The sequence below is a fragment of the Methylobacterium symbioticum genome (assembly GCF_902141845.1).
In the GTDB taxonomy this organism is placed as follows: domain Bacteria; phylum Pseudomonadota; class Alphaproteobacteria; order Rhizobiales; family Beijerinckiaceae; genus Methylobacterium; species Methylobacterium symbioticum.
Genome location: NZ_CABFPH010000037.1, coordinates 17,010 through 36,875, shown reverse-complemented (window position 1 = coordinate 36,875; position 19,866 = coordinate 17,010). Strand labels below are relative to the sequence as shown.

The 19,866-nt window shown below is 71.9% G+C and carries 22 protein-coding genes; 8 read left to right on the top strand and 14 right to left on the bottom strand.

Features of this window, described 5'->3' with window-relative positions; genetic code table 11:
- Positions 1-107 precede the first annotated feature (107 nt).
- Entirely contained in the window at positions 108-1,394 is a 1,287-nt protein-coding gene (ccrA, locus tag MET9862_RS14230) for a crotonyl-CoA carboxylase/reductase (RefSeq protein ID WP_142583597.1), read from the top strand.
- A 93-nt stretch (positions 1,395-1,487) separates the two neighbouring features.
- Here the strand turns inward: ccrA and MET9862_RS14225 are convergent, their stop codons facing one another.
- The 11 genes from MET9862_RS14225 to MET9862_RS14180 all read right to left on the bottom strand — a co-directional run bounded on the left by MET9862_RS14225 (position 1,488) and on the right by MET9862_RS14180 (position 9,776).
- On the bottom strand, positions 1,488-1,736 hold the full coding sequence (locus tag MET9862_RS14225) for a hypothetical protein (RefSeq protein ID WP_142583596.1): 249 nt from the start codon (positions 1,734-1,736) through the stop codon (positions 1,488-1,490).
- 115 nt (positions 1,737-1,851) lie between these two features.
- Entirely contained in the window at positions 1,852-2,028 is a 177-nt protein-coding gene (locus MET9862_RS29390) for a hypothetical protein (protein WP_185156867.1), read from the bottom strand.
- Between the two features lie 62 nt (positions 2,029-2,090).
- Complete coding sequence (locus MET9862_RS14220; RefSeq protein ID WP_142583595.1) at positions 2,091-2,423, bottom strand: BrnA antitoxin family protein; 333 nt, start codon at positions 2,421-2,423, stop codon at positions 2,091-2,093.
- A complete protein-coding gene (locus tag MET9862_RS14215; RefSeq protein WP_142583594.1) occupies positions 2,383-2,655 on the bottom strand; it encodes a BrnT family toxin in 273 nt (90 codons plus the stop codon). Before MET9862_RS14215 ends, MET9862_RS14220 begins: the two co-directional genes overlap by 41 nt.
- 232 nt (positions 2,656-2,887) lie before the next feature.
- Positions 2,888-3,400, bottom strand: coding sequence for a 5,6,7,8-tetrahydromethanopterin hydro-lyase (fae, locus tag MET9862_RS14210; RefSeq protein WP_142583593.1), 513 nt, complete (start codon positions 3,398-3,400; stop codon positions 2,888-2,890).
- Between the two features lie 248 nt (positions 3,401-3,648).
- Positions 3,649-4,476 (bottom strand): triphosphoribosyl-dephospho-CoA synthase, encoded by an 828-nt coding sequence (locus MET9862_RS14205; RefSeq protein WP_142583592.1) that lies wholly within the window; start codon positions 4,474-4,476, stop codon positions 3,649-3,651.
- Complete coding sequence (locus tag MET9862_RS14200) at positions 4,476-5,384, bottom strand: ATP-grasp domain-containing protein (RefSeq protein ID WP_142583591.1); 909 nt, start codon at positions 5,382-5,384, stop codon at positions 4,476-4,478. Before MET9862_RS14200 ends, MET9862_RS14205 begins: the two co-directional genes overlap by 1 nt.
- 151 nt (positions 5,385-5,535) lie before the next feature.
- A complete protein-coding gene (gene mch / locus MET9862_RS14195) occupies positions 5,536-6,507 on the bottom strand; it encodes a methenyltetrahydromethanopterin cyclohydrolase (RefSeq protein WP_142583590.1) in 972 nt (323 codons plus the stop codon).
- Entirely contained in the window at positions 6,504-7,646 is a 1,143-nt protein-coding gene (locus MET9862_RS14190; RefSeq protein WP_142583589.1) for an ATP-grasp domain-containing protein, read from the bottom strand. The genes mch and MET9862_RS14190 overlap by 4 nt, the downstream gene beginning before the upstream one ends.
- 55 nt (positions 7,647-7,701) lie before the next feature.
- Complete coding sequence (locus tag MET9862_RS14185) at positions 7,702-8,595, bottom strand: NADP-dependent methylenetetrahydromethanopterin/methylenetetrahydrofolate dehydrogenase (RefSeq protein WP_142583588.1); 894 nt, start codon at positions 8,593-8,595, stop codon at positions 7,702-7,704.
- A gap of 188 nt (positions 8,596-8,783) precedes the next feature.
- Positions 8,784-9,776 (bottom strand): beta-ribofuranosylaminobenzene 5'-phosphate synthase family protein, encoded by a 993-nt coding sequence (locus tag MET9862_RS14180; protein WP_142583587.1) that lies wholly within the window; start codon positions 9,774-9,776, stop codon positions 8,784-8,786.
- Positions 9,777-10,188: 412 nt separating this feature from the next.
- Here MET9862_RS14180 and MET9862_RS14175 point away from each other — a divergent pair, with 412 nt between their 5' ends.
- From MET9862_RS14175 to MET9862_RS14155, 5 genes are all read left to right on the top strand, one after another.
- Complete coding sequence (locus tag MET9862_RS14175) at positions 10,189-11,223, top strand: molybdopterin-binding domain-containing protein (protein ID WP_142583586.1); 1,035 nt, start codon at positions 10,189-10,191, stop codon at positions 11,221-11,223.
- Complete coding sequence (locus tag MET9862_RS14170; RefSeq protein ID WP_142583585.1) at positions 11,223-12,869, top strand: formylmethanofuran dehydrogenase subunit A; 1,647 nt, start codon at positions 11,223-11,225, stop codon at positions 12,867-12,869. The genes MET9862_RS14175 and MET9862_RS14170 overlap by 1 nt, the downstream gene beginning before the upstream one ends.
- A 72-nt stretch (positions 12,870-12,941) precedes the next feature.
- Positions 12,942-13,889: a formylmethanofuran--tetrahydromethanopterin N-formyltransferase gene (gene fhcD / locus MET9862_RS14165; RefSeq protein WP_142583584.1), complete on the top strand. Its 948-nt coding sequence runs from the start codon at positions 12,942-12,944 to the stop codon at positions 13,887-13,889.
- Positions 13,886-14,680 (top strand): formylmethanofuran dehydrogenase subunit C, encoded by a 795-nt coding sequence (locus tag MET9862_RS14160; protein ID WP_142583583.1) that lies wholly within the window; start codon positions 13,886-13,888, stop codon positions 14,678-14,680. Before fhcD ends, MET9862_RS14160 begins: the two co-directional genes overlap by 4 nt.
- Positions 14,681-14,941: 261 nt before the next feature.
- Positions 14,942-15,148, top strand: coding sequence for a hypothetical protein (locus tag MET9862_RS14155; RefSeq protein ID WP_142583611.1), 207 nt, complete (start codon positions 14,942-14,944; stop codon positions 15,146-15,148).
- Positions 15,149-15,339: 191 nt separating this feature from the next.
- Here MET9862_RS14155 and MET9862_RS14150 read toward each other — a convergent pair whose 3' ends face one another.
- Positions 15,340-17,673, bottom strand: a complete 2,334-nt coding sequence (locus MET9862_RS14150) for an NADP-dependent malic enzyme (protein WP_142583582.1) — start codon at positions 17,671-17,673, stop codon at positions 15,340-15,342.
- Between the two features lie 66 nt (positions 17,674-17,739).
- Here MET9862_RS14150 and MET9862_RS14145 point away from each other — a divergent pair, with 66 nt between their 5' ends.
- Both MET9862_RS14145 and MET9862_RS14140 read left to right on the top strand, forming a co-directional pair.
- Positions 17,740-18,348 (top strand): CatB-related O-acetyltransferase, encoded by a 609-nt coding sequence (locus MET9862_RS14145; protein WP_142583610.1) that lies wholly within the window; start codon positions 17,740-17,742, stop codon positions 18,346-18,348.
- A gap of 40 nt (positions 18,349-18,388) precedes the next feature.
- Complete coding sequence (locus MET9862_RS14140; protein WP_142583581.1) at positions 18,389-18,646, top strand: DUF3297 family protein; 258 nt, start codon at positions 18,389-18,391, stop codon at positions 18,644-18,646.
- Here the strand turns inward: MET9862_RS14140 and MET9862_RS14135 are convergent.
- Together MET9862_RS14135 and MET9862_RS14130 are read right to left on the bottom strand one after the other, a co-directional pair.
- Positions 18,610-18,939, bottom strand: a complete 330-nt coding sequence (locus MET9862_RS14135) for a hypothetical protein (RefSeq protein WP_142583580.1) — start codon at positions 18,937-18,939, stop codon at positions 18,610-18,612. The genes MET9862_RS14140 and MET9862_RS14135 overlap by 37 nt on opposite strands.
- Entirely contained in the window at positions 18,936-19,814 is an 879-nt protein-coding gene (locus MET9862_RS14130) for a glycosyltransferase family 2 protein (protein ID WP_244612715.1), read from the bottom strand. Before MET9862_RS14130 ends, MET9862_RS14135 begins: the two co-directional genes overlap by 4 nt.
- Positions 19,815-19,866: the final 52 nt, after the last annotated feature.

The following is a 19,866-nucleotide window of genomic DNA, read 5'->3' as shown; positions in this document are numbered from 1 at the left end:
CGCCTTAAGGCCCACTTGGAGGCGTTTCGCATCGCAGCTATAGGCCAAGGCATCGAGAGCGCGGCTTGCACGAGAACCGCGCCGGACGACCTGCGAGGAGAGCGACCATGGCAGCCAGCGCGGCGGTGCAGACGGGGGCGGAGGTCAAGGACCTCTATGAGATGGGCGAGATCCCGCCGCTGGGTCACGTGCCGGCCAAGATGTACGCCTGGGCGATCCGCCGTGAGCGCCATGGGCCGCCGGAGCAGTCCCACCAGCTCGAGGTGCTGCCGGTCTGGGAGATCGGCGACGACGAGGTGCTGGTCTACGTCATGGCCGCGGGCGTCAACTACAATGGCGTCTGGGCGGGGCTCGGCGAGCCGATCTCGCCCTTCGACGTGCACAAGGGCGAGTACCACATCGCCGGCTCGGACGCGTCCGGCATCGTCTGGAAGGTCGGCGCCAAGGTGAAGCGCTGGAAGGTCGGCGACGAGGTCATCGTCCACTGCAACCAGGACGACGGCGACGACGAGGAGTGCAACGGCGGCGATCCGATGTTCTCGCCGACCCAGCGCATCTGGGGCTACGAGACCGGCGACGGCTCCTTCGCGCAGTTCTGCCGGGTGCAGTCCCGCCAGCTCATGCACCGGCCGAAGCACCTCACCTGGGAGGAGGCGGCCTGCTACACGCTGACGCTCGCCACCGCCTACCGCATGCTGTTCGGCCACGCCCCCCATACGGTGCGCCCGGGCCAGAACGTGCTGATCTGGGGCGCCTCCGGCGGCCTCGGCGTGTTCGGCGTGCAGCTCTGCGCGGCGAGCGGAGCCAACGCCATCGCGGTGATCTCCGACGAGTCGAAGCGCGACTACGTGATGAGCCTCGGTGCCAAGGGCGTGATCAACCGCAAGGACTTCGATTGCTGGGGCCAGCTGCCGAAGGTGAACTCCCCCGAGTTCCACGCCTGGACCAAGGAAGCGCGCAAGTTCGGCAAGGCGATTTGGGACATCACCGGCAAGGGCAACGACGTCGACATCGTGTTCGAGCATCCGGGCGAGGCGACCTTCCCGGTCTCGGCGCTGGTGGTGAAGCGCGGCGGCATGGTGGTGTTCTGCGCCGGCACCACCGGCTTCAACATCACCTTCGACGCCCGCTACGTCTGGATGCGCCAGAAGCGCATCCAGGGCTCGCACTTCGCCCACCTGAAGCAGGCCTCGGCCGCGAACCAGTTCGTGCTCGACCGGCGCATCGATCCCTGCATGAGCGAGGTCTTCCCCTGGGACAAGATCCCCCAGGCCCACACCAAGATGTGGAAGAACCAGCACCCGCCGGGCAACATGGCCTGCCTCGTCAACTCGCCGCGCGCCGGTCTGCGCACGGTCGAGGACGTGATCGAAGCGGGACCGCTCAAGCGCTGAGGCGCGCGGAGGCTGAACGAGACGGCCGGCTCATGCCGGCCGTGCCCCGCCCCGGACCCATCGGGGCGATGGCCCGGAACGAGGCGGTCTGGATCAGTGCTTGGTCTGGCCGGAGCCCGGGTGGGAGCGGACCGACCCGGTCGTGCTGGGATCGGCCGCATCGGCCCGAACGCTCAGTTCGGGCAGGGACACATTGAGGGTCGCGGGGGCGGCGGTGTAGCCGAGGGAGGCCGCCGCGGCCGAGAGGCCGGTCGACGGGGCATGACCCTGAGCGAGGACAGGGGCCGCCGGCAGCGTCAGGACGACGGCGAGCGCGGCGGCGCGAAGGGGCAGGTGCGGCATGGCGCGGATCCTTCGGGTTCGGGCGCCCGAACCCGCGGTCCGGCACCCGCGATGGATCCGAGATGGGAGTGCCCGAAAGGCTGCGACGTGCGCCGCGTCACCTGCGTTGGCGGGCTCAGCGCCGGCGCGTCTCGTCCTGCGGCAGGTGGCGGGCGTAGGTTTCCTGCTTCGCCTCGCGTTCCTTGATCAGGTCGGCATAGGCTTGCCGCATCTCGGGCGACACCGCCACCGACTTGCCCTTCATGGGCTTGCGCTTCGGCGCCTTCTTGAAGGTGTTGTCGCTCTCGGCCACGGCTGATCCCTCTTGATGCCGCGAGGAGCATAGCGCCGCCACGCGACGGGCGCGAGAATGTCTCAGCCTGCGCGGCGAAGGCGCTCGCTCTCGCGCTTCAGGATATCGTTGATCCGGGTCTGCCAGCCTGGCCCTGTTGCCTTGAAGGCTGCGATCACGTCCGGATCGAGCCGAAGGGCGGTCAGAACCTTGCGCTGGTCGGACCGTGGGCGGCCGCGGCGGCGCGCGATGCCCGCCCCGTTTCCCGGTTCGCCGCCTGCCAGCATCTCATCGGTCAGTTCGGGGATCTCCTCGTATTCCTCCGGCTGGATGACATGCGCATCGACGCGCGCCAGATCGGTCGCGCCGATGAGATCAGCGGAGATAGGGGGCGTAGCGGATCTGTTCGCGCTCATTCGCCTTCCTCATAGAGATCACGTGGCGGTCGTTCCCGCGGGGTGTCCAGATCACGACAACCATCCGGCCGGCGATTCGGCCGATCGTCATGATGCGAAGCTCTCCGTATTCGCGGCGACGATCCTCGACACTGTAGCTCGGATTGCCGAAGACGATCTGCGCATCGAGGAAGTCGAGGCCGCGTTCGGCCAGCGTCTTCCCCCGCTTTGCCGGATCGAGGGTGATCGCCATTCAGGATGTGCCGGAAGGCCCGATCGCGTCAAGAATTTTCGTATCGACAATAAATGGTAACGGTTCGGATCCCGCCTCGCATTGCCATCGGCATTCCCGGAACAGGAAACGGGACGGCTTTCGCCGTCCCGTCCGGAGCCTCGCCCTAGCGGCCGAGGAAGATGGATGCCAGTCGCTGGAGCAGGCCCCGCGGTGCGGGCGGAGGCGCGCTCTGCCCAGGACTGTCCCCGATCTAAGCGTTCGCGGCGAAGGGGTGCTGGGCCGAGTTGCGCTGCTCGGTGACCGTGGCGGCCTTCGGCTCGCCGTTCACGGCGCGCTGGATCGAGAGCTTGGTGGCCTCGTAGTTGTACTTCTGGATCTTGGCGTCGTCAGCCGCTTCCCAGTGGATGAACACGCCGACCAGGATGTACAGGTCGTCGGCCTCGTCAGCCGGGATGATGCCCTCGGCGACGGCATCCTGCACGGCCTTGGCGACACCGTGCTGGGCGGGGCCGAACATCTGGACGGCCTGGCGGGCGTCGTTGATGGTGACCTTGTTGAACATCAGGGTGTTCGGCTTGCACGGCAGGTTCGGCGCGATGACCGCGAGCAGGCTGGTGAAGCCGTGCTTGTTGTTCACGAGGCCGTTGCAGAAGGCCGACTCGGCCGGCGAACCGCGCGGTCCGATGATGAGGTCGATGTGGGCGACCTCGTTGCCGTCGCCGACGAGGGCTTCGCCAACCTGAACCTTGGTGATCTTTGCCATTCGGGGTCTCTCCCTGGATTCCAACGTAGAGGGGCTGCGGCCTGGGGCGAGCCGCAGCCGGGAAGCCATCCTTGTTTGCGACGCGCGGATCCGTGTCGGTCCGCACTGGTTAGCCCGGATAGCGGCGCGGACCCTACAGCGGGGCCCTGTCCCTCACAACCCTGCGCAAGGCGCTGAAATCGATAAATTATTGCGGCGGCCGGCGCCGATTGGCACGGAACTTTTCACGGGGTCGGGCGACGGGCGCGTCAAGCCCCTTTCGCCGCGTCGAGGGCGTCCGCGAACAGGGTGGCGACGGTGAGATCCGCGCTGGTGCCCGGATTGATGCCGCGCGCCTTCAGGCTCTGGTCGAAGGCGAGGAGCGGTTCCACCGCCGCGGGACCCGGCGTGATCCGGAGGCACAGCGCCTGTGCCTCCCGGCGGACCGCTTCGGCGACCGCCGCGCCGTGCTTGCGCAGGACGTGGCTGTCGGCGAGGTCCGACAGGTAGGCGAGGTGGACGGCGGTGGTGCACCACGTCGCCTCGAGGCCCGCCGCGCGGGCGGCGGCGAGGGCCGGGCGGCCGATCCGCAGGATGTCGGCGAAGTCGGTGACGTAGGCGCGGGCGATCGCGTCGCGGGGCGCGGCCTCCGCCATGGCGTCGCGCAAGGATGAAGGCGCCTCGCCCGCAACGTCATGGCGCCCGGCCCGGCCGAGCCCGCCGGGATTGGCCCGCCGGATCGCGGCGAACACGTCCCGGGCGTCGGCCGCGTCGAGTGCGGCGAGCGCCGCGGCGATCCCCTCCCCGCGCTCGGCCGCGCGGGCCAGCGGCGCGCAGAGCAGCAGGATGCCGAGATTGGTGTTCTGGCCGACCGCCGCGACCGTGGCCTCGACCCCGCCGCGCACGCGGGCCCCGATTCGAGCCTCCGCTCGGGCGAGGGCCGGCGCCGAGACATCGGCGCTCGTCACGAAATCGGCCACCTCCATACGGTGGCCGGAGGCGTAGGCGTGGACGTTGCCGGGCTTCAGCGCGTCGAGCTCGGCAAGGCAGGCCGCCCGGTAGAGCGTCGCGATCAGCTCGGGCGCGAGCCCCGGCATCAGGCCACGACCAGACGCGGCCGGTGGGCACTGCGCACCGCCGCGAGGAAGCCGCGGCAGATCGCGCCGGCGATGTCGGTCTCGCAGACCTTCTGCAGGCCGGACCAGGCCGGCATCGAGTTGACCTCCAGCACGAGGAAGCCGCCCTCCCCGTCCTCGACCAGGTCGACGCCCGTGTAATCGACCCCGACGGCCGCGGCCGCGGCCTCGGCGAGCTCGACCGCGCGGGGCGGCATCGCCCAGGCGAGCGGGCGCCCGCCCCGGTGCACGTTGGTGATCCAGCCGTCGCCCTCGCGGATCATGCCCGCGATGGCCCGGCCCTCGCAGACGAAGACGCGGTAGTCGCGCCAGAGGCCGTCGGCCCGCGGCACGTAGCGCTGCAGATAGTAGACGCGGGAGACGGCGGCCTCGTCGGGCAGCGCCTCCGGCTGCTCGATCAGCATCAGCCCTTCCCCTTGCGAGCCGAACAGGGGCTTCAGCACCAGCGGGCGGCCGGGGCCGGCCTCGCGGGCGACGCAGTCGGCCGCCGCCTCGCGCTTCGAGAAGACCCAGGTCTGCGGGGTGGGCAGGCCGGCCCGGGCGATCAGCAGCGAGGTCGCCGCCTTGTCCACCGAGCGCTCGATCGCGAGCGGGTGGTTCCAGACGGTGACGCCCGAGGCCACGAGGGCGTGCAGCACGCCGAGCCGCATGGTGGTGGCCTCGAAGGTGCCGCCCGCGATGGTCCGGAGCAGGACGCCGTCCGGCAGCGCCTCGGAAAAGCCCGGCACCCGCAGGGGCTCGCCGCCCCCCGTCACCACGGCGACGTCGGCGAGCGAGAACAGCACCGGCTCGACGCCGAGCGCCCGCAATCCCGCCAGGAGGTGGCTCTTGTGCCAGGTGCCGTTATCGGCCGCGAGCCCGATGCGCATGGGGTTCTCGAAGGATCAGCGGACCTCGGCGGTGCCGAGGGCTCGGATGACAGAATGGTTCAGGCGCGGCGCGTGTCGGACGTGCCCCCTCGTCTGAACGGAAGAGGGGGCACGGTCCGGGTCCTGCCGTTGGCGCCTCGCCGTCCGCGTCTCAGGCGAAGGACGCCTCGACCAGCGTCGGCTCGAGTCGGCCGCCGCGGAAGGTCGCGCCGGTGCGCACCGAGGTGACGATCGCCTCGGCCGGCGAGAACAGGGCACCATCGATCTTGTAGAAATCGCCGTTCACCTTGGCGAAGATGTCGGCGAAGGGCGCGCCGTGATCGCTCGACGTGGTCGAGGGCAGCTGCTCGGCGAGCTGCTTGGCGTCGGCGTCGTCCGCATCCACGAAGAGCTGTACCCGGCCACCGTAGATGATGGCGTCGTTGGTGCGGCCCATCGCCTTGATGAAGTCGGGATGCTGCGGCGAGAGCGGGGCCGAGCCGATGCCGTCGACGATGGCGTGCAGGTCGAAGCCCACCGTGTGCGCCTTGTGCAGCGCCACCTCCAGCACGCGGGCGACCACCTGGGTCGCGCCGGCGAGCGACTGGGTCGGCGCGAAGATGAAGGTCAGGTTCTCCGGCGCGACGCCCGCGGCCTCGGCGACCTTCGCGACGACGCTCGCGGGCGGGCCGCTCGCCGCCTCGAGCACCAGGGCGGTGCTCTGCGCCGAATCCTTGTAGCCGAGCTCCTTGTAGAGGTCCTCGACCACGGCGACCGCACGGCCGGGGCCCGAGCCCAGGGCAAAGAAGCCGGACTCGCCGGTCTCGTCGGCCAGGCTCCAGCCGGCATACTGGCTGCCGAGGCAGGCGAGGACGGGATCGGCCGCGTGCACCACCACCGAGTTCGGCCAGGCCGCGATCGGCCCGGTCGGGCTGATGCTCACGGTGCCGAGGCCGCCCAGGCAGATCTCGGCGATGCGGCGTCCCGCCTCGATCGAGCCGCGGGCCTGGGCGCCGGCATCGACCATGCGGGCGCCGCCCGCCTCCTGGCGCACGTCGAGGCGCAGCCACCCGGCATCGGCGACGAGGCGCTCCACGAGGGGCGCGGCGAGGGCGTTGATGCTCGGGTAGTGTGGGGTGCTCATCCTGAGGCGTCCTCCTGCGCGAGTGCGGCGCGCAACGCGGCGATGCGCGTCCGCAGCCTGTCCTTGGTGGCGCCGGCCTCCGGCCCCGTGGCGAGCACGGTGCAGAGCGGCGCGTCCCGCCGCACGGCCGTGCCGGGACGGGGACGATCGCGCACGTGGTCAGGCCAGGCGAAGGCCGGCACGGCCGCGAAGTCCCGGCCCGCGTAACAGATCTCCGCGGCTGCCGCATCACCGGGATCGGGGTCGGGTGCCGGCATTTTTCCGAGGCTTGCCGCGATATGGGCGGCGAGGAGCGGGCCGGCGCGCCGGTCGAGGACGTCGAGGGTGGCACCGGGGCGGGGGTTGATCTCGGTGAGCCACCACCCGTCCTCGGTGACGAGGCAATCGGCGCTGGCGAGCCCTCTGAGCCCGGTGCGCGCGACGAGCCGGGCCATCGCCGCCGCGATCTCGGCCCGGATGGCGGGCGGCACGGGACCGGGCTCGCCAGCCCCCCGCGCCAGCGCGCCGCCGTAGCGGAAGGGGCGCAGGCGGGAGGGCGCGCACCATTGCTCGGTGAGCGCCAGGACGCGGATCTCCCGCCCGTCCGAGAGGACGTTCAGGGCATGGGGCCGGCCCGGCACCCGCGCCTGGAAATAGGCGCCGGGCGGTGCCGACCCCCGCCCGGCCCGGCGGATATGGCTGCCGCCCGAGCCGCCGACGCGCTTGCACAGCCAGCCTTCCGGATCCGCCACCGCCTCCAGGCGAGCCGGCGGATGCGGGATGTCGAGCTCGGCGCAGAGGGCGGCGAGGCTCTGCGGGTCCTTCAGCCGGGCGACCGCCTCCGGTGCGGCCCCGAGCAGGCGATGACGCGCGGCGAGCGCGGCCATCAGGTCCGGCGCGCCCTCGAAGCCGCTGCCGAGCACCACGCCGACCGGGCGCGTCCCGGCCCGCCCGGCGAGGTCGTCGAGGGCCGCGAGCAGGACTTCGCCGCCGAGCCGGCCCGAGCCGAAGGTGCCCGGCAGCGGGTGATGGGCCTCGGCGATCTCCAGGGTGTCGGCGTCGCCGAACAGGTCGGCCACGAACGGGCGGAGGCCGGCGCGCCGCGCGGCCTCGGCCAGCGCCCGGCCGGATTGGGCGGCGATGAGGACCGCTTCGGTCATGATGGCGCCTTTCCCTCCCCCGCAGAGGGGGGAGGGAGGGCCCTGCCCGATCCCCTCAGCCCGTCACCTCGACGGCGAGGGTGTAGGCGTCGCGGAAGTCGAGGCAGAGGGGCTGGTCGGCCTGGAGCATGCGGCGGAACAGGCGGCACTGGGTCTGGTATTTCACGTTGCCGACCGCGAGCGCGCCGATGCCGAGCCCCTTGCCGGTCGGCAGGGGCACGTCCACCGCGTTCACGTCGATGCCGGCGATGCCGGCCGGCGGCACGGCGTTGACGTCGGAGGCCACCAGCAGCTTCGGCGCCGATTCGAGGTCCTCGGCCGACAGGATCGGGATGCCGGCGGGACCGGCGGAGAGGATCACGTCGGCGTCGGCGATTGCCCGGCGCCGGTCCTCCGGCGTGGTCCCGTCCACCGCGCCGACCTCGATGCCGAAGCGCCACTTCATGGTGAAGGCGATCTTCGAGACGCGCTCCTCGCCGTCATGGCCGACCAGCACGGATTGCGCCCCCTCCAGCGCGCCGATCACCGCCGCCACGTAGGCGACGACCCCGGCGCCGCCGAAGATCACGATGCGCTTGCCCTTGAGATCGGTGCCGTGCTTCTGGCGCAGCGCCCGGGCGACCTGCGCCACCATCGCGGCGCCGGTGGTGAAGGAGCCGGCCGGGTCGGCGAAGATGTGGTTGGCGAAGGGGGGCACGAAAGCCTTCTTGGCCCGGTCCACCATGTCGAGGGCGTCCTCGGCGTTCTTGCCGCCGATGAAGAGGCCGGTGCGCACCCCGTCCTCGGGAGCCCGGGAGAAGATCGAATCCTGGGTCAGCGAGACCACGTCGGACAGCGTCACGTCCGTATAGGTGACGATGGTCTCGAACCCGGCATCGACCGCCATGTTCACGTCGAAGGGGCTCATGTGCTTGAGCGGCGTGAGCATGTGCAGGATCGAGCGGGCCATGGTCGTCTCCTCGTGGTCCTCGGGCGTCGCGTGCCCTTCAGATGCCGCTCACGCAGCGACGGCTCCGCCGTCGCCCGGGCTCCGGTCCACCGGAGTCGCGTGAGGGGCCCTTACATATCGCGCGAATCCTTAAGCCGAGCTTCGGCGCGCGCCTAGCGCGTGCCGATCAACCCCCCTGCCCGGACCAATCATCCCGCCGCGACGGTGGCTCCCGTGTTGCGCCCCCGTGCCACGATGAAGCGCAGGCGCCCCTCCGCGCGGGAGCGTGCCTCCAGATCTGCGACGAGGGCATGCGCCTCGGCCTCGCCCGGCACCAGGGCGAATCCGGTCGGGCCCCAGGAGCTCTGGCCGTAGCCGGCGATGCCGAGTTCCGCCACCCGGGCGAGCGCCTCGGCGACGGCGGGGCTGGCGTAGCGTCCGCCCTGGTGGGGGGCGAAATGGTCGCCGACGAGCCGCTGGATCGCCGTGATGCCGGCACCGAAGGCCTCCGGCTCGACGGTGACGGCGGCCGGCATCACCTGCATCAGCACGATGCGGCAGATCTCGGCGGCCTGTCCCTCGGGGAAGCGCGGCAGGTCGCGGAAGGCTTCGACCTCGCGGGCGCCGTGCACGCCGACGAGGCCGTCGTCGAGGATCAGCACGATCCGCCACGCCTCCGGATAGGGGATGCGCGCGATCACCGGCGGCGGCGCCCCGGAGGCGTCGCGCCCGCCATCGACGATCAGCCCACCCTCGGTGAAGGCGCGCAAGCCCACGCCCGAGCGGTTGCCGCGGTCGAGGGCGTTCGAGAAATCCTCCGGCGAGAACGGGCGGTCGTTGAGCCGGGCGAGCGCCGCGGCGACCGCGAGGGCGAGCTGCGTGCCCGAGCCGAAGCCGGCATGGGGAGGAATCGCCTCCGCCACCCGCACCCGCATGCCGGGCGCCACGTCGAGATGGCCGGCCGCGGCGCGGATATAGCCGAGCACCCGCCGCGCTTCCGGCCCCTCGGCCACGGGTTCCGGCGCGGGCTCGGCGGTGAGGCTGAGCGAGGGCGCGTCGATGGCGAGCCCGATGCTGCCGAAGCGGCGGCCGAGCCCGCCATGCAGGTCGAGGAAGCCGAAATGCAGCCGGGCCGGCGCCTCGACCGCCACGCGGGCGGCCGGCTCCGCGGCGTCATCGCTCCGGCTCGGCAGCTCAGGCACCCGGTCCCTCCTCGCGCCCTGGAAACGGTCTCGGATCGCCCCGTCCGGACGGCGGTGGCGCGCCCGCGGCCACGCCGGAGGCGTGGCCGGCTGGAGCCGATACGCCAAGGCGTGGGGCGCGCGCCGGTTCCCCTCCGGCGGGTCCGGGCTTCTCACATGCGGGCCGCGCCGGGGCAACCGCGGTGCGCGAAGGGGATTTCGAGGCGCGGGGGCCTTGCCTGCCGGCGCCGGCCGATGCAACCCTGCCGCTCAAGGCGGCCCGGATGCCGCCCGTCCAGGCGTATGGCGCGGGCGGGCAGGCCATTCCGGCACGGCGGACTCGACCAGTCCCGCCGGCATCGGTCTTAGGCGACCGCCCCCGCGCATCCGGTTCGATGCGCGCCGCGAAAACCAAAAATACACGCGAGGGTGGATGGCAGCCTGGGTCAAGGGTGGCGCGACCGACGCGGACGGCGCCGTGACGGCGGCCGCAGCGATTCTGTCGGCCGCACGCACGCCGGTCTTCGCCGGCCTCAACGCCGAGGTGGCGGCGATCAGCGCCGCCTATCGGCTCGCCGGACGGATCGGCGCCTCGGTCGACAGTCTCGGCGGAGACGCCACCTATGCCGAACTCGGCGCCTTGTCCCGGGTCGGTGCCATGACCACGACCCCGGCCGAGGTGATCGGCCGTGCCGACGCGGTCCTCGTCGTCGGCGATGCGCCGCTCAAGACGCCCCTCCTCGAAACCCTGCGCGCCACGCAGCCGAGCCGCGGCCGGGCGGCGGGCGCGGCCCGCGCCGTGCACCATCTCGCCGCGGGCGCGAGCCTGCCGGTCGCCATCGCCCATCTGCGCGCCCATGCCCGCGGGCATCTCGATTCCGATCCTGCCCTGTTGACGATCGCCCGTGCGCTGGCCGGAGCGCTCTACGGCGCCGTGCTCTACGAGCCGGGCGAGGTCGGCGCGCCCGGCATCGAGATGCTGCAGGGCCTCGTGATGGACCTCAACGAGGCGACGCGCTGCTTCACCCTGCCCCTCTCGGGGGCGGACCAGGACCGCGCCGCCCTGCAGGTGGCGGCCTGGACCACGGGCCAGGCCATCCGCACCGGTTTCGGCCGGCGCGTGCCCGAGCACGATCCCTGGCGCTTCGACGCTGGGCGCCTCGCCGCCTCCGGCGAGGCCGACGCCGCGCTCTGGCTCGCGAGCCTGCCCGCGCCGGCACCGGCCTGGCTCTCCGGCCTGCCGAGCGTCGCCCTCGTCTGCGGCGAGGCCGATCCGGGCGCCGCCGAGGTGGTCATCCAGGTGGGCGAGCCCGGCCGCGAGGTCGGCGGCGTGCTCTGGAACGCCGGGCGCGCCGCCCTGACCTATCGGGCGCCGGCCGCGCCCGCCGAGCGGCCCTCGGCCGCCGCCATCATCGAGCGCATTGCCGCGGCCGTCGTCGAGCGCGACGCCGCGAGGAAGGATTCCTGATGCTGATCCGGATCCAGGGCGGCCGGGTCGTCGATCCCACCGCGAACCGCGACGCGGTCGGCGACGTCTGGGTCGAGGACGGCCGTATCGTCCCCCCGAGCGAGCGCCAGCCCGACCAGACCCTCGACGCCACCGGCTGCGTGGTGATGGCGGGCGGCGTCGAGGTGCACTCGCACATCGCCGGCGGCAACGTCATCACCTCGCGCCTGCTGCTGCCCGAGCTCTACGTGAGCGAGGCGGCGCCCGAGGGCCATCCCTTCGCCCATGCCGGCGGCGCGGCCGGCTGGATCGGCGCGACCTATGCGCGGATGGGCTACACCACGGCCGTCGAGCCGGCGATGCCGCCGGTCCAGGCGCTGGCGACCCAGCTCGAACTCGCCGACATCCCCCTGCTCGACCGCGGCGCGCTCACCGTGATGGGCAACGACGACCAGCTCCTGCAGATCCTGCGGGACGGTGAGGGCAAGGCGGCGGTGCGCGACCTCGTGGCGCTCAACGTCGCCACCTCGCGGGGCCTCGGCGTCAAATGCATCAACGCGGGCGGCGCCTCGGCCTTCAAGGACGGCGCGCTGCGGCTCAGCCTCGACGACGAGATCCCCTGCTACGGGCTCTCCACGCGAAAGATCATGGGCGCGCTCCTCGATGCGGTCGAGGAGATCGGCGTGCCGCATCCGCTCCACGTCCACTGCAACAATCTCGGGCTCCCCGGCGCCGACGATTCCTTCGTCGCGACGCTCGACGCGGCGGAAGGGCGGCGCATCCACTTCGCCCACGCCCAGTTCTACGCCTACGGCGTCGTGGACCCCGAGAATCCGATGACCGGCGGGTTCCGCTCGGCGGCGCGGCGCATCACCGACGCCGTGATGGCGAACCCCAACGCCACCCTCGATATCGGGCAGGTGGTGTTCGGCCAGACCGTCACGGTGTCGCTCGACATCCTGCGCCAGTTTGGCGGCCGCAAGGGCGCCAAGCCCAAGAAGTGGGTGCTGAACGCGGGCGATGCCGAGGGCGGCGGCGTGGTGCCCTTCCTCTACCGGCCGAAGGGCCCGGTCAGCTCCCTGCAATGGGCGATCGGCCTGGAGATCATGCTGCTCTCGGGCGACCCCGAGCGCACCATCCTCACCACCGATCACCCGAATGGCGGGCCCTTCACGCAGTATCCGCGCATCATCCACCTGCTGATGAGCAAGGAGGAGCGCGACCGCGAGATCGCCGCGCTGCCGGGCGTGGTGGCCGAGCGCTCCGACCTCGCCACGCTGGAGCGCGAGTACACGCTCTCCGAGATCGCCCAGCTCACCCGCTCCGGTCCGGCCAAGCTCCTGGGGCTGACCGACCGCGGCCACCTGCGCGCCGGGGGACGGGCCGACATCGCGGTCTACCGCGACGATCCCGACCGCACGGCGATGTTCACGGCGGCGAAATACGTGCTCAAGGACGGCGACGTCATCGTCCGGGACGGCGAGGTCGTGAGCTGGCGCCAGGGCAAGTCGCTCTCGCTCACCGTCGAATCCGACAAGGCGATGGAGCGGCGCACCGAGAGCTACCTGCAGGACCGCTACGGCCAGGGCCTCGACAGCTTCACGGTGCCCGACGCTGCCTTCGCGGCCAAGGGCCCCGTCTTCGAGGACGTGGCATGCCGGGCCTGAACGCGATGAGAGACCTCGCGATGAGAGATCTGCCGCCTTGCGGATCCGAGGGGCCGATGCGGCGTGTGAGCCATGACTGAGACGACGCACCTCACCCTCAACGGCATCCCGGTCGAGGATACCTTCGCCGAGGCCTTCGACGTGGCCGGCACCGCGCTGATCGTCACCAACGACACCGCGCGCTGGGCGATGATCGCCGCCACCGTGATGACGGGCTTCGCCACCTCGGTGATCGGCTGCGGCGCCGAGGCCGGGATCGACGCCGAGCTCTCGCCGGAGGAGACCCCGGACGGGCGCCCGGGCGTGCGCATCCTGCTGTTCGGCTTCGAGCCGAACGGGCTGAAGGACCAGCTGATCAAGCGCGTCGGCCAGTGCATCCTCACCTGCCCCGGCACCGCCTGCTACGCCGGTGTCGAGGGGCCGACCAAGATCAAGCTCGGCGGCGCGATCCGCTATTTCGGCGACGGCTTCGCCGTCGCCAAGCGCCTGCCCGACGCTGCGGGCAAGGCGCGCCGCTACTGGCGCATCCCGGTGATGGACGGCGAGTTCCTCTGCGAGGACTTCGTCCAGGCGGTGGACGGCGCGGTCGGCGGCGGCAACCTGCTCTTCCTCGGCCGCACGCATGCCGACACCCTGCAGGTGGCCGAGATCGCGGTTGAGGCGGCCAAGGCCGTGCCCGGCGCGATCCTGCCCTTCCCCGGCGGCATCGTGCGCTCGGGCTCGAAGGTCGGCGGCCGCACCAAGGGCATGATGGCGTCGACCAACGACGCCTATTGCCCGACGCTCAAAGGGCGGACCGGCTCGAAGCTGCCGCCCGACTGCAATGTGGTGCTGGAGATCGTGATCGACGCCCTCACCTCGCAGGGCGTCTCGGACTCGATGCGCGCGGCGCTCCATGCGGCCACCGAGATCGGCGCCAAGCACGGGCTGCTCGCGGTCACGGCCGGCAATTACGGCGGCAATCTCGGCCGCCACCACTACCACTTGCGCGACCTGATCGCGAAGGAGGCGAGCGCGTGAGCGTCCTGACCTTGCGCGAGGCGCCCCCCGAGCGCCTCGATCTCCTCCACGTCAACCCGCTCGCCCTGTCGGGCCTCTCCCAGGCCGAGGCGGAGCGGCTGCCCGTCGGCACCAGCCGGCGCGGGCTCACCCTCGGCGACTGCTTCACGGTCACGCTCGACGGCTCGGACACGCTGGTGATCGCGGGCGGCCACGAGCGGCTCGACCGGGTCGGCGCCGCGCTCTCGCAAGGATCGATCCGCGTCGAGGGCGATGTCGGCCAGCGCCTCGGCGCCGGCATGGCCGGCGGCAGCCTCACGGTGACGGGCAATGCCGGACCCTTCGCGGGCTCGGGCGCCACCGGCGGCACCATCACGATCGAGGGCGATGCGGGCGACCATGCCGGCGGGGCCGTCCACGCCGCCAAGGCCGGGCTCGACGGGGCGACCCTGGTGATCCGCGGCAGCGCCGGCGACCATCTCGGCGATTCCATGCGCCGCGGCCTGATCGTGGTGGAGCGGGCCGGGGCCTTCGCGGGGGCGCGCATGATCGCGGGCACGATCGCGGCCGGCAGCGTCGGCGACCATCCGGGCTACGGCATGCGCCGCGGCACGCTGCTCACCGGCGGCCACGGCGCCCTGATGCCGACCTTCGTCGAGACCGGCGCCCTCGACCTCGTCTATCTGCGCCTGCTCGCCCGCAGCCTGCGGGCGGTCAGCCCGCGCCACGCCGACCTCGCCGCGGGCACGCCCCGGCGCTATTCGGGCGATCTCGCCACGATCGGCAAGGGCGAACTCTGGGTGGCCGGCTGAGCGGCGCGGAGACGCGCATCGTCCCGCCCTCGCCTTGCCCGGAGGTGCCGGAGCGCAGCGGAGGCCTCGACGGAGGCCTCCAGCCGGCTCGCGATCCCTGAAGATCTCCGTCGAGGGCCACGCGCGGCCACCTCAGGACGAGATTCGCGAAGGGGATGAAGCCGGCCGCCGAAGCGTGCACCCCCTGGGCGGTCCCTGCGCCTGCATCATATGGCAGCGAACGGCCGCGGAACGGCCGGCATGAGAACCGGGGGAACGCCGATGCTCATCCTGCTCTCGATCTGCCTCGTCGCGCAGCCGACCACCTGCAAGGAGGACAGGATCGAGCTGTCCTACGAGGCGACGAGCCCGTTCATCTGCCTGCGCAACTCGCAGAGCGCGCTCGCGACCTGGCAGGAGACCCATCCCGAATGGCACGTCGCCCGCTGGCGCTGCGCCGCGCGGGGAAGCCAGCCGAAGAATCTGTGAGGCGGCTCTCTCCCTCCCCCCCTCTGCGGGGGAGGGTGGCGCCCGAAGGGCGACGGGAGAGGGGAGCGACGGCGCCGAAAGGGTCTCAGCCCGTCACACTGGCCCAAAGCCCATGTCTGAAGCGAGGTCCCCTCTCCCGCCTCGCATCTGCGAGGCACCCTCCCCCGCAGAGGGGGAGGGAGAAGAAGCCCCTACTCCGAGATCAGCCCCAGCCCCGCCTCGGCCGCATCCGCGCTGACGCCCTCGGCGCTGCCCTGCGCCTCCACCACCGCCGCGGTGGTGACGTTCACGATGCCGCGCGCCGTCACCGAGGGGGTGAGGATGTGGGCGGGCTTGGCCGGACCGATCAGGAGCGGGCCCACCGGCAGCGCGTCGGCCAGCACCTTGGCGAACTGGAAGGCGATGTTGGCCGCGTCGAGGTTCGGGAAGACGAGGATGTTGGCCGAGCCCTTGAGCCGCGAGCCCGGCAGCACCCGGTCGCGGATCAGCTCGGAGAGGGCCGAATCGGCCTGCATCTCGCCGTCGACCTGCAGGTCGGGCGCGCGCTCCTCCAGGAGGCCGAGCGCCGTGCGCATCTTCGTGGCCGAGGCCGAATCGGACTGGCCGAAATCGGAATGGCTGAGGAGCGCGATCTTCGGGGTCAGGCCGAAGCGGGTGACGTGGTTGGCGCAGGCGACCGCCACCTCGGCGATCTCCTCGGCCGAAGGATCCTGCCGCACATGGGTGTCGGCGAGGAAATAGGCGCCCTTCTTCGTCACGATGAGGCTCATCGCGGCGCATTGCGTCAGGCCGGGCTTGAGCCCGATCACGTCGCGGATGATGCGCAGGCGCGTCTCGAACCGGCCCTCCAGGCCGCAGATCAGCGCGTCGGCCTCGCCCCGGCGCACGGCGATGGCGCCGATCACCGTGGTGTTGGTGCGCACCAGCGTGCGCGCGGCCTCCGGCGTGATGCCGCGCCGGCCGGCGACGTCGAGATAGGTCTGGACGTATTTGCGGTAGCGCGGATCGTCCTCGGGATCGATCAGCTCGAAGTCGCGGCCCTCCTGGATCGACAGGCCGAAGCGCTTGAGCCGGGTCTCGACCACCCGCGGGCGGCCGACCAGGATCGGCTTGGCCACGCCGTCCTCGACGATGGCCTGCACGGCCCGCAGCACCCGCTCGTCCTCGCCCTCGGCGTAGATGACCCGCTTCGGGGCCTCCTTCGCCTTGGAGAAGAGCGGCTTCATGATGAAGCCGGAGCGGTGCACGAAGCGGTCGAGCGACTCGGCGTAGGCGTCGATATCGGTCACGGGGCGCCCGGCGACGCCGGAATCCATCGCCGCCTTGGCGACGGCGGGGGCGATGCGCAGGATCAGGCGCGGGTCGAACGGGCTCGGGATCAGCGAGCGGGGGCCGAAGGGCCGGGCCTCGCCGCCATAGGCGCGGGCGACCACGTCCGAGGGCGTCTCGCGGGCGAGGGCGGCGATCGCCTTCACGGCCGCCTTCTTCATCTCCTCGTTGATCTTGCTCGCGCCGACATCGAGCGCGCCGCGGAAGATGTAGGGGAAGCAGAGGACGTTGTTGACCTGGTTCGGGAAGTCCGAGCGCCCGGTGCAGATCATCGCGTCCGGCCGCGCCTTCTCGGCGAGATCGGGCATGATCTCCGGATAGGGGTTGGCGAGCGCCATGATCAGCGGCTTCTCGGCCATCTTTTCCAGGTATTCGGGCTTCAGCACGCCGCCTGCCGAGAGGCCGATGAAGATGTCGGCCCCGGGGATCACCTCGGCCAGCGTCCGCGCCGCGGTCTCCTTGGCATAGATGTCCTTCCAGCGGTCCATCAGCTCTGGGCGGCCCTTGTAGACCACGCCCTTGATGTCGGTGACCGTGATGTTCTCGACCTGGGCGCCCAGCGAGACCAGGATGTTGAGGCAGGCGAGCGCCGCGGCACCCGCGCCGGAGGTGACGATCTTGGCGTCCTCCAGCTTCTTGCCCGCGAGCTCGAGGCCATTGAGGACGGCCGCCGCCACGATGATCGCGGTGCCGTGCTGGTCGTCGTGGAAGACCGGGATGTTCATCCGCTCCCGGCAGCGCTCCTCGACCTCGAAGCACTCGGGGGCCTTGATGTCCTCGAGGTTGATGCCGCCGAAGGTCGGCTCGAGGGCGCAGACCACGTCGACGAGCTTGTCGACCTGCTTCTCGTTCACCTCGATGTCGAACACGTCGATGCCGGCGAATTTCTTGAAGAGGACGGCCTTGCCCTCCATCACCGGCTTCGAGGCCAGCGGCCCGATATCGCCGAGGCCGAGCACCGCGGTGCCGTTCGAGAGCACGGCGACGAGGTTCTGGCGGATGGTGAGGGTCGCGGCCTCCTGCGGATCCTCGTGGATCGCCATGCAGGCGGCGGCCACGCCCGGCGAATAGGCGAGCGCGAGGTCGCGCTGGTTGCCGAGCGGCTTGGTCGCCTGGATCTCCAGCTTCCCGGGCTTGGGCAGGCGGTGGTAGACGAGCGCCCCGGACTTGAGGTCCTCGGACATGTTCTCGGCCATGACCCTTTCTCCCGCTCCCTGGAGCCGTTGCGGCGCGGCAGCAGGCCACGCCCCTTGAAGGCCCTGTTGCACCGGCTGCGCAGTGGGCGCAACCCGAAGAACGAGACACGCATCCACCTCGCGAAACTGGTTTCCCGCTACGGTTTCTCCATCGGCGCCTATTCCTACGGACGGCCGAAGGTCCGCTTTCCGGAGTCCGGGCAGCCCCTGACGATCGGGCGCTACTGTTCCATCGCCGACCGGGTCGAGATCCTGCTCGGCGGCGGGCACCGGCTCGACTGGGCGACGACCTATCCCTTCGCGGCGATGCGTGCGCATTTCCCCGACGCCGAGGCGCCGACGGATTACCACGCCTCCCGCGGCGGCGTGACGATCGGGCACGATGTCTGGCTCGGATCCGGCTGCATGATCCTGTCCGGGGTCACGGTCGGCCACGGGGCGGTGGTGGCGGCCCGCGCGGTGGTGGCCCGCGACGTGCCGCCCTACGCGGTGGTTGCCGGCAATCCGGCCCGCGTGGTGCGCACCCGCTTCGACCCCGAGACGGTGGCCGCCCTCCTCGAGACCGCGTGGTGGGATCTCCCGCACGAGATGGTCTCGCGCCTCGTGCCCCTCCTCTGCAGCGACCGGACGGGCGAGCTCGTCGCCGCGCTCCGGGCCGTTGCGCCGCCACGCTGAATCGCCTACCCGCAGCGGTTTCGAGATAGAGACGACGCCGATGTCCGACACGCCCCCCGACCGCCTCGCGGCCAATCCCAACAGCCCCTATTACGACGAGCAGCTGCTGGAGCGCGGCGTCGGCGTGCGCTTCAAGGGCGTCGAGAAGACCAATGTCGAGGAGTACTGCGTCAGCGAGGGCTGGGTTCGGCTCTCCGCCGGCAAGACCCTCGACCGCGCCGGCAACCCGATGACGGTGAAGCTGAAGGGGCCCGTCGAGCCCTATTTCCGCGATGCGGAGCCCGGCTCCGAGGCCTGAGCGGCGACTCGCCTGAGCCCGCCCGCATAGTCGCGCAGAGCCGCCTCGACCAGGGCGGCGAGCTGCGCCTCGGTCCGCGGCGCGCGGATCACGAGGCTCGCCAGCACCTCCGGGTGACCGCGCCGCTGCTTCGGCGTGCGGGCATGGTTCGAGAGGCGCAGCCGATACGGGCCGTCGCCCTCTGCCAGATAGAGGCTGTCGCCGCGGTCGTTCCGGGCGACCACGCGGAAGCCCTGCCCGGCAAGCAGCGCCGCCGCGCGGGCGAGGGCCTGGGGGGGCGGCAGCGCGCTCATGGCTGGTGGTCCAGCCCCTCCCGTTCCAGCGCCCCCTGCCCGCGCAGGGCGGCGAGCGCCCCGGCGGCCGAGCCGCCGTAGCGCTCCCAGCCGGCACGGCGGAGGGCGAGGAGGGCGAGCGCAGCCTTGGGCGCGTTGGTGAGCAGCGTGGCGAGGCTCGGGTCGGGCAGGCCGTATTTGCGGGCGACGTAGGCCTTCGACCAGGCGAGGTGCCAGCGGGCCCGGAAGACGCGGCCGCGCTCCGGGGCCGAGGAGCGCCCGCGCCCGTGCAGGGCCACCGCCCCGTGCACGTGGACCAGGGCGCGGCCCGCATCGGCGACGCGGCGGCAGAGGTCGTCGTCCTCGTAGAACAGGAAGATCGCCTCGTCGAAGCCGCCGAGGCCGAGCAGGAAGGCCCGCTCCGCCATCAGGCAGGCGCCGGAGAGGAAGGGCGCGCAGGCATCGCCCTCCGGCCGGTCGCGGCGGCCCTTGGCGTTCGCGAGGTAGGGGCTCAGGAAGGACTGGGCCTGGAAGAAGAAGCGCCCGTCCGGCTCGACGATGCGCGGGGCGTAGAGCCCGGCATCGGGATAGGCGCGGACGGCCGCGCGCAGGGCCGAGGCGGCGCCCGGTTGCAGGATCAGGTCCGGGTTGAGGAGGAGGACATGGCCGGCATCCTCGGCCGCCCGCACGCCGAGATTGTTGGCCCGGCCATAGCCCTCGTTGCGGGGGTTGCGCAGGACGCGGGCGCCGAGCCGCTCCGCCAGCTCCGCCGAGCCGTCGCGGCTCGCATTGTCGACGACGAGGGCCGGCACGCCCTCGCGCGCCAGGGCGGCGAGGCAGTCCGGCAGCGCGTGGGCGCTGTCATGGGCGACGATGATCGCGACGAGGTCTGGCACTGAGGGTTCCCGCGTCTCCCTCCCCCCTCTGCGGGGGGAGGGTGGCCCTGCC